This is a genomic window from Flindersiella endophytica (genome assembly GCF_054779015.1).
Genome location: NZ_BAAGYY010000009.1, coordinates 1062462 through 1076116 on the forward strand (window position 1 = coordinate 1062462; position 13655 = coordinate 1076116).

General features: G+C 70.3%; 11 protein-coding genes. All 11 read right to left on the reverse strand.

Annotation, left to right across the window (positions count from 1 at the left end; all coding sequences use genetic code 11):
• Positions 1-35: 35 nt before the first annotated feature.
• The 11 genes from ACYVF6_RS10155 to ACYVF6_RS10205 all read right to left on the reverse strand — a co-directional run bounded on the left by ACYVF6_RS10155 (position 36) and on the right by ACYVF6_RS10205 (position 13547).
• Positions 36-1184: an enolase-like domain-containing protein gene (locus ACYVF6_RS10155; protein WP_460519096.1), complete on the reverse strand. Its 1149-nt coding sequence runs from the start codon at positions 1182-1184 to the stop codon at positions 36-38.
• Between the two features lie 113 nt (positions 1185-1297).
• Positions 1298-1687: an ATP-binding protein gene (locus ACYVF6_RS10160; protein ID WP_460519099.1), complete on the reverse strand. Its 390-nt coding sequence runs from the start codon at positions 1685-1687 to the stop codon at positions 1298-1300.
• Positions 1688-1812: 125 nt separating this feature from the next.
• Positions 1813-3012: a PP2C family protein-serine/threonine phosphatase gene (locus tag ACYVF6_RS10165; protein ID WP_460519101.1), complete on the reverse strand. Its 1200-nt coding sequence runs from the start codon at positions 3010-3012 to the stop codon at positions 1813-1815.
• 117 nt (positions 3013-3129) lie between these two features.
• Positions 3130-4044 carry a DNA polymerase domain-containing protein gene (ligD, locus tag ACYVF6_RS10170; protein ID WP_460519104.1) on the reverse strand — a complete coding sequence of 305 codons (915 nt, stop codon included), beginning with the start codon at positions 4042-4044 and terminating at the stop codon, positions 3130-3132.
• A 9-nt stretch (positions 4045-4053) separates the two neighbouring features.
• Positions 4054-4962, reverse strand: a complete 909-nt coding sequence (locus ACYVF6_RS10175; protein WP_460519106.1) for an ADP-ribosylglycohydrolase family protein — start codon at positions 4960-4962, stop codon at positions 4054-4056.
• 7 nt (positions 4963-4969) lie between these two features.
• Complete coding sequence (locus tag ACYVF6_RS10180) at positions 4970-6433, reverse strand: DUF2079 domain-containing protein (RefSeq protein WP_460519109.1); 1464 nt, start codon at positions 6431-6433, stop codon at positions 4970-4972.
• 37 nt (positions 6434-6470) lie between these two features.
• A complete protein-coding gene (locus ACYVF6_RS10185; protein ID WP_460519112.1) occupies positions 6471-8012 on the reverse strand; it encodes a nickel/cobalt transporter in 1542 nt (513 codons plus the stop codon).
• Between the two features lie 11 nt (positions 8013-8023).
• Positions 8024-9334: a tetratricopeptide repeat protein gene (locus ACYVF6_RS10190; protein WP_460519115.1), complete on the reverse strand. Its 1311-nt coding sequence runs from the start codon at positions 9332-9334 to the stop codon at positions 8024-8026.
• Between the two features lie 77 nt (positions 9335-9411).
• Positions 9412-11097, reverse strand: coding sequence for a DUF4331 domain-containing protein (locus ACYVF6_RS10195; RefSeq protein ID WP_460519117.1), 1686 nt, complete (start codon positions 11095-11097; stop codon positions 9412-9414).
• 177 nt (positions 11098-11274) lie between these two features.
• Positions 11275-12564: a phosphopyruvate hydratase gene (eno, locus tag ACYVF6_RS10200; protein ID WP_460519119.1), complete on the reverse strand. Its 1290-nt coding sequence runs from the start codon at positions 12562-12564 to the stop codon at positions 11275-11277.
• On the reverse strand, positions 12561-13547 hold the full coding sequence (locus tag ACYVF6_RS10205; protein ID WP_460519122.1) for a phosphotransferase: 987 nt from the start codon (positions 13545-13547) through the stop codon (positions 12561-12563). The genes eno and ACYVF6_RS10205 overlap by 4 nt, the downstream gene beginning before the upstream one ends.
• Positions 13548-13655 lie beyond the last annotated feature (108 nt).

Genomic DNA, 13655 nt, shown 5'->3' on the forward strand with positions numbered 1-13655 from the left:
GCGACGTTCCCCGGCTGTCGTGGGGCAAACCTGGGTCAGCCGGCGACCAGGTCCAGCGAAACGTCCGGAACAGGCAGCCCGAATCCCGGAGCCGCCGGAACGTGCAGGCGGCCTTCGACCAGCTGGTAGCCGGAGGAGTCGACGCCGGTCGTATGGCCGGGCACGCCCTCGACCGTGAGTACGTTTCCGAGCCCGAGCGCCATCTGCGCGGCGTACAGCGTCTTCAACGGCTGACCCCACGCGTGCGGCGAGGCCCAGGTGCCGATCTCCAGCAGTGCCGGCGTGATCGCCCGCCACGGAGTCAGCCCGTAGCCGACGACGTCCATCAGCAGCACGTCGAGCAGCCGGTCCTCGGCCAGCCGGAGCAGCTGGGGAATCTCCGGCTGCGCCTCACCGTCGGCGACGACCGTGGTCGCCCCATGTTCGTGGAGCCGGCCCTGCAACGCCGCGAGGTCGTCGTGGTTCTCGCGGAACGGCTCCTCGATCCAGAACAGGTCGCAGTCGTGCACGGCGTCGAGATAGTCCAGGAAGCCGGTTCCGGTGTATCCGTCGTTCGCGTCGACCAGGATCCGGATGTCGGGGTAGGTCTCGCGCACTGTACGGGTGACCTCGATGTCGCGCCGGACGCCCGCGGCGGGATCCATCCAGCGGTTGCCGCGGCCGATCTTGAGCTTGAGCGCGCGGAAGCCGGCGGCGTAGTCGGCCTTGCAGTTGTCGAGCACGGCCGCGATGCCGCGTGGCGCGTCGTCCGGGTCGAGGTCGTCGAAGTAGATGGCGCCGGAGTAGCAGGTGACGGCCCGGTCGCCGTCGGCCGAACCGTCCGGCGGGCCGTCGCCCAGCAGCCGGGACACGGGTACGCCGAGCAGCTGCCCGGCCAGGTCGTGCAGCGCGAAGTCCAGGGGCTCGGCCGAGGTGTCGAGCACGCCGGCGCCGGCGTCGAACACGTCGCCGAGCTCGCGGCCCACGAAAGCGTCGAGCCCGGCCCGGTCGCCGCGGCCCGCGAGGCCCCAGCCGGTCGCGCCGGAGTCGGTCGTGACGACGAAGATCCGGACGGGACCGCCGGCTCCGTGCGAGCCCAGCCGCGCGTTGCGCCCGATCGTGCGAGGGTAGCGATCGAGCAGCTCGGCGGTCTCGATCCGTGCGATGCGATGTCCGGCCGGAGTTGACGGGGTCGCTGCGGTCATGTGTCCATACAACCCGCCCGGCGGTGGCACCCGCGGGATTTGTGGCCGGACACGGACGGGCAGCACCGGACACCACCGCGGCCCGGCGTTCGGCTACCGCACTGACTCGAGACCTACCCGAGCTCCGCCCAGACCTGTTTGCCCCGGCCCGGACGCGGTTCCACGCCCCATCGGTTCGACAGCTGCGTCACGATCAGCAGGCCGCGCCCGGCCTCGGTGTCGATGGTGGGTTCCTGAAGAGTGGGAAGTTCCTCCGAGCCGTCGTCGACGGCGATGCGCAGCCGGCCGTGCTCGTCGACCCGAACGTCAAGTCGCAGTTGACCTGCGTTGGCGGCGTGCTGTACGGCGTTGGTGATCAGCTCGCTGGCCACGATGCCGGCGTCCTCGAGCAACTGTGCGCGCCCCCAGCTGGTCAGGACCTGGTGCAGGACGTGCCGAGCGGTCGAGGCGGCCTGCTCCTTGGGGGGCAGGTCGACCTCCAGACGCCATACGGCCTCAGCCATGTGCCACGCCTCCCTGTGCTCGTGGCGTGAGTTCGTACGTTCCCGCCGGACCGGTCCGAAAACCAGATTGAGTGGTCGGGCCGTCCCACAGCCCCCACCCACCACTCTGATTTCGGCCCTTCGGGTCACCCCTCTTCGGGGCGGCCTGCGACCAGCAGGGCGGCGTCGTCGGCGGTGATGTCGACGTCGATCAGCTGGGCCACGATGCGGGCGCAGACCTCGTCCGCCGTGCCCTTTTCGACCAGCGTGCAGAGCCGTTTCAGGCCCTCGTCGAACTCCTGCCCCCGGCGTTCGATCAGGCCGTCGGTGTAGAAACAGACCAGCGAGCCGGGCGGCAGGTCGACCGTCGTCGTGGTGCGCGGGTGGCCGAGCTCGACACCGATCGGCAGGTCGGACTCGAGTCGCAACACCTCGGCCGGTGACCCCGTTGTCGCGAACACCGGTGCGGGGTGTCCGGCCAGTGAGACGTGGATACGCTCGAGCGACGGCTCGATCATGGCGTAGACCACGGTGGCGAACATCCCCGCCTCGAAGTGCTGTGCCTTCCTGTCGAGCTTGGTCAGCACCTCGGCCGGGTCGGAGTAGTCGAGTGCGTAGGCGCGGAGGGCGGAACGCAGCCGGCCCATCACGACCGCCGAGCGCAGGCCGTGCCCGACGACATCGCCCATCACGATGCCCAGCCAGCCGGACGGCAGCGTGAAGACGTCGTACCAGTCGCCGCCGACGCCGGAACGGGAGTCGGGGATGTAGCGTGCGGCCAGCTGCAGTCCGGGTAACTCCGGCAGCGTGGGTGGCAGCAGGCTCCGCTGCAGAGCGGCCGCGGCCCAGCGGTCGACCCTGGTCAGCCGAGCCTCGGTGGCCAGCGCGGCCCGGTCGGCGACGAGTTGGAGCAGCATGACGTCATCGTCGGTGAACCGGCGGTCACTGAGCGACCCGACATGGAGTACGCCGACGAGCTCACCGCCGGCCAGCATCGGGACGCCGAGCACGGCGCGGATGCCCTTCTGGATAAGGATGGGGTTGACGGCGTTGGCCGCTGTGATCTGGTCGAGGATCACAGGCCGCTTCTCCGCCGCGACCCGGCCGGCGAAACCTCGCCCGATCGGAACCCGGAAGCCCTGCCGGACCTCCTCCTCGAGCCCGATCGCGGCGGTGGCGTAGAGCGTCCGGGACGGCATGTCGACGAGCATGACGGCGGCGGTGTCGACCTCGAGGATCTCGCGTACACGGTCGAGCAGCGCGGCGAGCAGGTCGTCGACGTCCAGGTGGGCCAAGGCGGCGTCGGTGACGGACTCGATCCGTCTCAGCCGATCCTCACTGTCCACGCGTGCTCCTCTGAAGCAAGGTCTGGGCTGTTGCGGCAGTGAGTGTATCCCGCTGAATCGCAGGCGGGAGCGCTTTTGACGGCGCCCTTCGGATGAACGGTCCATACGTGCCACGGCTCAGCGGAGCCGCCCGCGGGCCCGCTTGGCAGAGGTGGCGTGCTTGGCCAGGTCATGCCACGGGTCGGCCTTGCGGGCGAGCCGCTTGGTGACGCCGCCGACGGTGTGGCCCGCGGGTTCCGTACGGCCGAGCTCGTCCCAGTCGATCGGGGTGGCGACGGGCGCTCCGGGGCGGGCACGCGGGGAGTACGGCGTGACCGCGGTCTGCCCGTAGGCGTTGCGGTTGGTGTCGACGAAGATCCGGTCGCCGCGCTTGTCCTTGCGCTGCTCGACGGTGAGCCGGTCGGGCTCCTGCTCGACCAGCCGTCCGGCGAGCTCGCGGGCGAACGCGCGGACCAGTTCGTAGTCGTCCTTGCCGTCCAGCGGTGCGACGACGTGGAACCCCTTGCCGCCGGTGGCCTGGACGAACGGGGTCAGGCCGACCTCCTCGAACAGGTCGCGGGTCTGCCGCGCGGTGGCGCGCAGCGTCCTGAGGTCGCCGTCGCTGTTGGGATCGTCCGGCGGGTCGAGGTCGATCACCAGCCGGTCGGGGTACTCCAGCGCGTCGACCGTCGAGAGCCACGGGTGGAACTCCAGGCAGGCCTGGCCGGCGAGGTAGACGAGTGTGGCGGCGTCGTCACAGATCACGTGCTCGACCGGCGCCTCCCCGGATCGTTGGGGGACGGCGACGGTGTGGATCCAGTCCGGGAAGTAGTCACCGGCCGCCTTCTGGAAGAAGCCCTCAGCCTCGATCCCGTCCGGGAAGCGCCGCATCGACAGCGGCCTGCCGCGCAGGTGCGGCACCATCGCATCGGCGACCGAGGTGAAGTAGTCCACGAGGTCGCGCTTGGTGAGATGGTCGCCTGGATAGAGCTCCTTGTCCGGATTGGAGAGCTCGACCCGCTGGCCGGCGACCTCGATGGTGGGCTTGCTCATCGTGAGCTCCTACCCGCGACGGCCTCCGGAAAACTGAGCCTGAAGCCACGCCGGCAGCGGCTCGCGGTCCGCCTGCCACGATTCCGGAAGGCCGGTCGCACCGAGCCGCGCACCCACGATGCCACCCACGATCGCGCAGGTGGTGTCGACGTCGCCGCCGGTCTGGGCCGTTGTCCAGAACGCCTCCTCGAAGTCGTCGAGGTGGCGGGCGGCCGCCCACAGCGCGAACGGCACCGTGTCGTGCGCGCTGGTGTACCGCCCGTTGCCCAGCTCGTGTACGGCGATCTTGGCGTACGGCACATGGGCGAGGCCTCTGGCCGCCCACACGCCGCCCTGCACCCGGCCGGGCGGCGTCAGCTGGAGCACCTGGTCGAGGAACGCGCGCGGCTCCAGCGGAGCTTCGCCCGCGGCGAGTGCGGCCGCGACTGCCACCGCGACCGCGCCGGCCACGCCGTCCGGATGAGTGTGCGTGACCTCGGCCGACAGCGCGGCCTCACGCGCGGCCAGCTCCACGTCGTCGGCGAACCACGCGCCGAGCGGTGCGACGCGCATCGCGGCGCCGTTGCCGTACGAGCCCTGGCCGTCGAAGAGCCCGGCGGCCAGCGCACGCCATGGATCGCCCTCGCGGACCAGCCGGAGCAGGCGGTTCATGGCCGGTCCGTACCCGCGGTCGAAGTCGTGGTGCTCGGCGAAGCTGGCGGCGAGCTGGTCCTGGTCGACCCGGCCCGCGCGGTCGAGGACGGCGAGGATGGAGCAGGCCATCTCGGCGTCGTCGGTCCATTGCCACGGCGCCGGCGGCAGCTGCCGTTGTTCGAGAGCGGTTCGGTTGGCCGGAATGAAGAACTGGGATCCGAGCGCGTCGCCGAGTGCCAACCCGTGCAGCGATCCGAGCGCCCGTTGTCGTCGATCTGAGGTCATCTGCCGGTCATTGTCGCACGCGGTGGAGGACGACGTAGCCGTTCTGGACGTAGACGACGCGGTAGCCCTTGCGGAGCAGTTTCGCCACCTGTTTGCGCTGGGTGCGCACGCACGTCGACCTCGGCTGGGTGTACTTCGCGCAGTCGGGGCGCTTGGTGTCGGCCACCACCCAGGGTGCGCCGTGTGACCTGGCGTCCCACAGCAGTACGGTCCTACGTTGGCTGAGGCTCGGGCCGACGTGGTTGGCGGCCTCGACAGTGACGCCCTCGGGCACGGCCTTCGCCGCGGCCCGCGCGGCGGCGACGTCGCGGTCGTCGCGGTAGAAGGTGGGGTCGAACAGCCGGCCGACGGGGTTCTGTGGCAGCAGCGCGAGCGTGACGCCACACGCCAGGGCAGCCCACGCAACCGCGAGCGAACGTGGTCGCAGGCCGAGTCGCAGGTCCCTCGCCGTGAGCCAGTGCTGGACTCGCGCCACACCGTCGACACCGGCACAGATCGCGACGACGATGACGAACGCGTCGTAGTGGAAGTCGCCCGCCCACCACGTGGGCGCGTTCGACAGCATCCGTTCGAGCAGCAACGGAACGGCCGCCAGGAACAGCGGCGACAGCAGGCACGCGAACAGCAGCGGGCCGACCAGCTCGAGCATGGTGACCAGCTTGACCTGCGGGCTCACGAGATTCGTCAGCACCAGCAGGGGATCGGTCACGACGGTGTGCAGAACCTCCGGCACGTTCGCGCCGAGATGCTCGTACGCCCAGAAGACCGTGGGGTCGCCGCCCATCGCGGGAATCAGTACGCCGCGGATCAGCGCCATGGCGGAGATCCCGCCCACGAGGTAGGCCGCGCCGAACGCACGCCGGCGGGTCAGCAGCAGGAAGCACCCGAAGCCCGCCAGCAACAGGTCCAGATCCTCCTTCACCAGCAGCAGGCCGAACGCCGCGAGCGAGGCCTGCCACGGCCTGCCGGCGTCGAAGCGCTCGATCAGCACGGCGAGCAGCAACGGGACGAACGCCACCTCGTGGAAGTCGAACGCGGCAGCCTGGCAGACCGCGGCCGACGCGACGTACACGACCGCGACGAGGTACGCCGGCACGGTGCCGAGCTTGCGCCGCGTGTAGAGCCAGAGTGGCGGGACCGCCGCCGCGAGCAGGACGGCCTGCGCGACGATCAGCGTCTGCGGCCCGTCGTGGATCCAGTACAGCGGCGCGAGTACGGCAAGCATCGGCGAGAAGTGGTCACCGAGCTGGATGAAGTCGGTGCCCTGGCCGAGGAACGCACCACGCGCGGGTGTCGTCGGCGGCCCGAAGCCGGCATAGCCTCGGACCGCCTGGTCAAAGATGACGAGATCGAACGTCGTGGCGCGGAAGTTTCGCAACCTGAGCAGGCCGACCGTGGCATAGGTGAACGCCGCCGTGAGGCACACCAGCCCGACGCAAACGCGGTGTCGGCTGAGCCGGAGCTGGGCCATCCGGCTCAGCATAGCGAATTCGGTATCAGCCTTCGGGTCAGCCGATCGCGATCACCGTGCCGAGACCCTTCGCCGTCAGGCCGACGCCCAGCACGATGACGACGGCCGCGGTCGCGATCGGAACGAGACCGAGCAGCCGCGTCCTGCCCTTGTCCAGCAGGCGATCTCGCAGGTGGTCGCTCAGCCGGACGAACAGCAGGCCGGCCATGACGAGCGTCAGTGCCATGCCGATTCCGTACGCGAGGACGAGCAGGATGCCGAACCAGGTATGGCCGAATGCGGCCGCGCCGAGCAGTACGACGATCGCGGACGGGGTGGGCACGAGCCCGCCGGCGATGCCCATCACGACGATGCCGGCGCGGCTGCGCGGCCTGCCGTTCGCCCGCGTCCTGGACCCGTGGCTATGGGTGTGGCCGTGGGTGTGCCCGTGCGGATGATCGTGGGAGCGCCCGTGGTGGTGATGGCCGTGGTCGTGTGCATGTCCGTGGTCATAGTCGTGCCCGTGGTCATGGTCGTGCCCGTCCTGGGGTGCGTGCCGCCGGCGCCGGATCGCTCCACGGCACAAGGTGACTCCGACCACGCACACCAGCACACCGCTGATCAGGCCCAGCCAGGGAAACAGCAGCTCCGGCGCGAACGCCGTCCCCACGGCCACCAGCAGCCCGAGCAGCAGCACGCCGCCCGTGTGCGTCGCCGTCACGGTCGCGCCGAGGATCAGGACGTCGCGCAGCGACTGCTCGCCTCGCCCGGCGGCGTACGCCGCCATGATGGTCTTGCCGTGCCCGGGCCCGACCGCGTGCACCGCACCGAGCAGGATGGACGCCGCGAGCCCGGCCAGCCCCAGCCCGAACGTCAACCGCTGCTGGGAAACCAGCTCGGTGAACCGCGCCGTCGCCCGGTCCAGCACACTCGGCGTCACACTCTCGAACGGACTCGCGCCCGCCTCCCGCCGGTCCGCGGCCGGCCCACTCACACCGAGCCCGACGTGTGCCGAGCGGACGTCGAGCGGCGAGCTCAGCCGGTCCTTCGGGTATCGCGTCAACCGGCCGCTCAACGAGTCGCGCGGAACGTCCGCCGACCGTACGAGGCTCCCGCGCGCGGTGATCTCCCGCCAGCCCACCGTGTCGCCGGCCGCGCGGTTCTCGAACGCCAGCCGGCCGTCCCCGGCAGGCAGTGCACCACTGATCGCGCACTCGACCCGCATCAGCGGCAGGTCGGCCTGCCCCTTTCCGAGGCGGCCGCCGGACCGCGTCAGGCGCAGCGGCACCGCGGTGCCGTCCACGGTCGCGGTCAGCTCGCCGATCACCGCGCGGCAACGCTCGCCGGCCCAGACGGTGAGCTCCTCGTCCGAGATCTTCCTGTCCCGGTTGACGTCCAGCCGATCCCTGACGCGGGCCGTGGCGATCTCGGCGTAGTCCTCCACGTGGTCCACGGCGAGCCGGCCGGCCGCCGCCTCCAGGCCGTCGTAGCGGTTGATGCTGAAGTTGCTGACCGGATGGGCCGAGGCGAGGTTCGCCGTTACCAGCAAGCCGATCAGAGTGGCGACCAGGGTCGCGGCCAGGCGCAGGAGCGATCTCATCTTCGCGTTCCTTACTTCGTGAGCTCGGCCAGCGCGGCCCGCGCTCGTGGCGCGTGCAGCGGCGAGAAATGGGGGTCGATCGCAAGTGCCCGCGAGAGCAGCTGCCTCGCCTTGGTGTTCTGGCCGAGCGCCTTCGCGATCATGCCGTGGTGGTACGCGAACGTCGCGCTGCGATAGCCGGTACGCGCGGCCTGCCCGGCGTACGTGATCGCCTCCCGGTCGCGGCCGGCCATGTGCAGCGACCAGGCCAGCGCATCCGCGACGTGGATGCTCTTGCGGCGCTTCCACTCCTGCCGCGCCTCGCGTACGGCCTGCCCGGCAGAGCCGTGATCGGCCTCGAACAACGCGGTCTCGAGGTCGGTACGCACGCCGCCGGCCTTCGCCAGCTCGCGCCAGGTGTCGACGATGGCGTACTGCGCGGCGGCCTGGTCCCGTTGACCGCGCGAGGCGTAGAGGTCGCCGAGCTCGACGAGATACTGCGGCTCCGGCCGCAGGTCGACCACCCTGGTGTAGTCGCGGGTCGCCGCGTCGACGTCACCGCGGATCACCCGGATCCGGGCCCGTCCGGCCAGCGCGGGCACCGACGCCGGATCGGCACGCAGGGCGAGGTCGTACTCACTCGCGGCCGTGCGGTAGTCGCCGTTGGTGCGGGCCAGCTCGCCGAGCTGGAAGTGCAGGAAAGCCTGGTCGCTGGTGGAGAAGGCGTTCTCGAGCGCGCGTCGCAGCAGCTTGCGGGCCTTGGTGGGGTTGCCGCGAAGCTCGTACTGGTAGGACAGCCGCGTGAACGTCGGCAGGCCGGGCTGCCGGGTGTCGGCCTGCTTGCCGGCGGCGAGCGCTTCGTCGTAGCTGCCGAGCTCGGTGAGCGCGTCGGTTCGCACGGCCAGCGCACGGGCGCCGTACGCGTTGATGGCCAGCGCCTTGTCGGCGTTGGCGAGCGCGGCGTCGAAGTCGTGCCGGGCCGCGGCCAGCGCGCCGAGTCCGGCGTAGGCCGCGTCGTTGTCGGCCGGCCCGACCTCGAGCGACTCGCGCAAGGCTGACTCCGCCTTCGGGTAGTAGTTCGCATCGCCGGTCAGCCGGGCCTGCTCGACGTAGGCGAGCCCGAGCGTCGCCCAGCCCGAGCTGTCCTTGGGCTGGTTGCGCAGGTGCGCTTGCAGGCTTGCGATTCCGGCCGCGAGCGTGTCGTTGGACAGTCGTTCGAGATCCGAACCCGCTGCGATAGTGGGCGATTGTGGCTGTGGAGCGGACTTCGGGCCGCCGAACGCGATCGTTGCCACCGCGATGAGCACCAGAGCCAGTCCACCGATGAGCAGTAGGCGTCGCATGATCTCCCCTCCCAGAAGGTCCGGTTGCCCGGCGGCTGGTGGTCCGCCGGGCAACCGGGGCCTGATCACCTGTGGCGTCAGGTCGTCTTGAAGAACCTGTCGCGGTTACGGTTGCGGCGGATCCACAAGGTGACGAGCACCAGTGCGGCACCACCGAGGATCAGGGCTCCGCCACCGATCCAGCCGACGGGCGAGTTCATCTTCGTCATGGCGACCGTCCACCAGCCTTGCTGGCTGCCACCGCCGCCGGGGGCGCCGTTGTTGTCGCCACCCTCCAGCTGGTTGGGGGCCTGCTGGTCATCGCCTTGCTGACCCTGGTCGTTCGGCTGACCCTGATCGTTGTTCTGGCCCTGGTCCTGCTGTCCCTGGTCCTGACCCTGGTTCTGCTGACCCTGCTGACCCTGCTGGTTCCCCGGCTGGTTCTGCTTGCCGTTGGACTGGCCGAGGCTGCCGCGTACCGCGGAGCCCGAGGCCGGCAGGGCGAGGTACGGGAACGTGTTCCGGAACGGAACGTCGTTGGCGTTCACCGCGTCACCGAGGTCGTTCGGGCTTCCGACCAGCTCGCCCTCCACGGCCTGCAGCTCGATGTCGACCACGTCGTCGGTGAGCCTGCGCCCGTTGGGGAATCCGGCCTTGTCGCCGTCCAGAACGCCGAGCCGCTTGGGCTGAGCCGTCGGCGGAATCGACGTGTTCAGCCGCAACATCTCAGACGGCTTGACGTTCTTCGGCTGGTTCAGGCCGGGTACGCCGGTGAGGAACACCTGAACGAGGTCGTTGCGCGGCGTCTTCGGCGCCTTGATCTTGTAGATCGCCTCGATCAGCGTCGGCAGCTCCGGGTTCGTGACGTACTTCAGGAACTGACCGTCGTCCCGCGGCCGGGTGCGGTTGAACTTGTCCTTGTCCTTCAGGGGAATGACGACCTCGTTGACCAGCGGGTTGCACAGGCGCGAAACCCATTGGTAGTTGTCGTCGCTGTCCCGCTTGGCCGTGGTCGAGCAGACGCCGATCACGGGGTCGCCGCCGCTCGTCAGGTTCTTCGTCGGAACCTGCAGCGCGACGGACTGGACGTTGTAGCCCTTCAGCGTGTCGTTGCCGACCTCGGACAGGTTTCCGCCGTAGAGCAGGTCGAACACCCGCAGGTCGAGGAAGAACGCGTCGTCGGACTGGCCGGCGTACGACTTCAGCTTGCCCTTGGTGAGGGTCGCCTGGTTGAACAGCGTCTCGTAGTTGGGCATCGAGGCCTGGCCGACGTTCGACGGCGCGACCGGCGCGTCGTCGAGCAGCGTCGTCCGCTTGCCCTTGTCCCACTCGATCAGGACCAGGTCGTAGGTCTGGCGGAAGTTGAGGTTCGGGTCGGTCAGCGAGTTCACCGGACCCGTGTTGTAGAGGAAGGTCTTCCTGTTCTGGTAGGAGTCCTTGAACGTCCACTCGTAGGTGATGTCACCGATCGAGTCACCGTCGTTGTCGATGTTGACGTCGTAACGCGCGTCAGTGGCGAACTTGTAGAAGTTGGGGCCACCGGCTGGATCCTCGAACGGAAGCCAGCTGGCGATCAGCGTTGTGGTGTCGGGCTTGTCCGGGCTGACGAACGCGTAGACATCGGTGGTGTCGTACTGCGGCAGGCCGGAGATCAACGGCGCTTCCCGGTGGCTGGACGCCTCGACTCGAGACGGTCCGAGCCCGGACGACACCAGCCCGCCCAGTGCGACAGCCGATACGGCGGCGAACAGCACAGCCAGCTTGAATCGCGGTTTTCGCGACATTGTTGTATCCCCCTCGGAGGATGGTTCCTTCGCCGCCTTGCGTTTGGGGCGACAGTCATCCTCTTGTTCGTGCGAGGGGATCGGATGGATTGGTTGAAGATTCGCCAGCGCTGGTTGGGCTTCTGATGCTGGGGGTGCAGACCGCCCAATACCGGCACGAACCCGTCGAGGCCGGAGCTAGGTTGCCAGCACCTGGGCTCCGGCGAACTCTCCCCCCGCGCCGAGCTCGTGCTCGATGCGCAGGAGGCGGTTCCACTTCGCCGTGCGTTCGGACCGGGTGGTGGAGCCGACCTTGAGCTGGCCGGTACGCCAGCCGACTGCCAGGTCGGCGAGCCAGCTGTCCTCGGTCTCGCCGGAACGAGCCGACAGCACGGTCGCGTAGCCGGCGGCCGACGCCCGGCCCACGACGTTGCGCGCGGACGTGAGCGTCCCGGTCTGGTTCGGTTTCACCAGGACCGCGTTGGCCACGCCCAGCGAGATGCCCCGTTCCAGCCGCGCGAGGTTGGTGGCGAACAGGTCGTCGCCCAGCAACTGACGTCCGGAGAGCGCGCCGGTCGCCGAGGTCCAGCCGGCCCAGTCGTCCTCGCCGAGCAGGTCCTCGATGCTGACGATCGGGAAGTCGGCGCACCATCCCGCCAGCTCGGCGACGAGCTCCTCGGCCGACAGCACCCGGTCCTCGACGGCCAGCCGGTACGTCCCGCCGGGCCGCAGCAGCTGGTTGGCCGCCACGTCGATCGCGATCCCGGCCTGGGAGCCGAGCGCCAGCCCGGAACGCTCGATCCCGCGGGCCAGGCACTCCAACGCCGCGCGGTTGCTGCCGAACGTCCCCGCGATGCCGCCCTCGTCGGCGACGAGCGCGGCCGGCAGCCCGGCCTCGGCGGCGACCTCGGCGGTGGCGGCGCGGACGCGAACCGACCACTCCAGCGCTTCGGCGAAACTCCGGGCACCGAGCGGGACGACCAGCAGGTCCTGCACGTCGATCAGCCCGCCCGCGTGGGCGCCGCCGGAGATGATGTTGACCATCGGCATCGGCAGCAGGGGATCGGCACCGGCCGCCGCGTAGCGCCACAACGGCATCCGCTCGCTGTCCGCCGCGGCGAGCGCCGTCGCGACCGAGACCGCCAGCACCGCGTTCGCTCCGAGCCGGGACAGGTTCGCCGTACCGTCGAGGGTACGAAGCGCCCCATCGAGCCCGGCCTGGTCGCGAGCGTCCAGCCCGACGATCGCCGACCGGATCTCGCCGCGCACTCGCGCGACCGCGCCGCGTACCCCACGCCCGTCGTATCGCGCGGGGTCCCCGTCGCGGGCCTCGTGCGCCTCGTGTCCGCCGGTCGACGCGCCGGACGGCACCGCGGCCGAGCCGGCCGCGCCGTCTCGCAGCCGGACCGAGCACGCCACCGTCGGCCGGCCTCGGCTGTCGAGCACTTCCCAGGCGTCGACGCCGGTGATCACAGAGTGCACGGTCATGCGCCCATCGCCTTCCACACCGGAGTAACGGAGTCCGGCCGGTGCCGCAGGATCCAGCTCGCGCCGGCCTCGACGCGTACGGTCTCGTCGGGGCGGAGGTACTCCGCCGGCGAGCTGCCCACCACGCGGGCCAGCAGCAAGCAGCCGACCACGCCCCACAGGTGCTCGGCGTCGGCGGCGCCCGGACCGTCCGCACCGTAGGCCGAGAGGAACGCGTCGACGCACTCCCGCAACCGCTCGGCGTGCGCCGGCAGGTGGATCGACTTCAGCAGCAGGTGCGTGAGCAGGAAGCCGACGTCGAACGCCGGGTCACCGCGATGAGCGACCTCGTGGTCGATCACCCAGCCCTTACGTTCCGGCCCGGTCAGGACGTTCTTCGGCGAGAAGTCGCCGAGCGCCAGGCAGGTCCGCCGCTCCAGCAGGTCGGCCCGGTGCCGTGCGATCTCCGGTGCCAGCGCCGGCCGCCGGGCCGCGGAGACGTCGAGATAGGGCGCGACCCGAAGCTGGTGGAACGGCGTCGTGGTGTTCAGGCTCTCGGGCAGCTCCAGGTCCGTCGTGCCCGTGTGCCACCGGGTCAGCAGCCCGCCGAGCCAGGCCGCCGTCTCCGGATGCACCTCGCCCGCCATCAGCCGCTGCTTCCACGTCACCCACTCAGGTGGTGCGGCCTCGATGGTCAGCGCGAACCGCTCCGGATCCTCGTCCAGCACGCGGGGTACGGCGCCGGGTGTCAGCTCGCCGAGCAGGCGCAGCGCCTTCGCCTCGTTCAGCGCGCGCACCGGATCGGCGTACCAGTCGTCGGCCACCCGCAGCTTGGGCAACGCCTGCTTCACCACGACGCGGGTGTCACCGGCCTCGGCGAGCAGCACGACGTTGGAGACACCGCCGGCCAGCTCGACGGCATGGTCCGGTGCGGTGCGGAGTACGCCGCGCCGCACGAGGTAGTCGCCGACCGTCGTCGCGTCGAGCAGGGCTTGTTCGCTCATCCGGTTCAACCTAACGGCGTCCCGGTGCGTACGGGCGGCTCAGGTCGGCGCTTTGGCGAGATCGGCCAACCCGACGTTGACGGCGTGTGGCCCACCTGAGCTCGACCA